This window comes from Streptococcus sp. GMD1S (assembly GCF_000296875.1).
Taxonomy (GTDB): Bacteria; Bacillota; Bacilli; order Lactobacillales; family Streptococcaceae; genus Streptococcus.
In genome coordinates this window covers 1-1001 of sequence record NZ_AJQY01000479.1, presented here as the reverse complement: position 1 = coordinate 1001, position 1001 = coordinate 1, and the positions used below count along the sequence as shown (strand labels likewise).

Sequence of the window (1001 nt, the reverse complement as noted above, 5' to 3'; positions counted from 1 at the left end):
GTCCCGACTTTGACAATTTGCGTTACTGGAGCCAAGGTTTCTTCATTAGAAAGTTCTTGACGGTCAACAACTTGACCATTGGAACTGTAGACACGGGTCTTGATAGTTCGTTCGCCTTGGACACCCGGAGTTGCGATTTGACGAGCATCTTGAACAAGCTCATCCGTATATTGCTCTTCGATATTAAAGGCTATTTTCTCTACGCGCGTTTCATCTGTATAAGTCAGTGGATATTCTGGCAGAGCGTCTGCTTTCGGTGCATCACTTGGTACCATATTTGGCTTAGCAGTTCCGACTTTGATAATTTGCGTTACTGGAGCCAAGGTTTCCTCATTAGACAATTCTTGACGGTCAACAACTTGACCGTTAGAACTGTAAATGCGAGTCTTGATAGTCCGTTCGCCTTGTACTCCTGGAGTGGCGATTTGACGGGCATCACGAACAAGCTCATCGGTTTCTTCTTCACGAATACTAAAGTTGATTTTTTCAACTCGCGTTTCGTCGGTGTAAGTTAGCGGATACTCTGGCAGAGCGTCTGCTTTCGGCGCTTCACTCGGTACCATGGTTGGCTTAGCTGTGCCGACCTTGACGATTTGTGTTACGGGCGCTAGGGTTTCCTCATTAGACAACTCTTGGCGATCAACCTCTTGACCATTGGAACTGTAGACGCGAGTCTTGATAGTTCGTTCGCCTTGGACACCCGGAGTCACGATTTGACGAGCATCTCGAACAAGCTCGTCCGTATGTTGCTCCTCGATATTGAACGCAATCTTCTCAATGCGGGTTTCATCCGTATATGTCAACGGATACTCTGGAAGAGCGTCTGCTTTTGGTGCTTCGTTCGGTACCATAGTTGGTTTAGCTGTTCCGACTTTGACTATTTGCGTTACTGGAGCTAGGGTTTCCTCATTAGACAATTCTTGACGGTCAACAACTTGACCATTGGAACTGTAGACACGAGTCTTAATCGTACGCTCACCTTGGACTCCTGGAGTTGTGAT

1 protein-coding gene is annotated in these 1001 nt (G+C 46.9%); it reads right to left on the bottom strand.

The window, feature by feature from the left end; genetic code table 11:
- Positions 1-1001, bottom strand: a 1001-nt coding sequence (locus GMD1S_RS11525; RefSeq protein ID WP_000563398.1) for a G5 domain-containing protein, incomplete at both ends; no start/stop codon positions are given.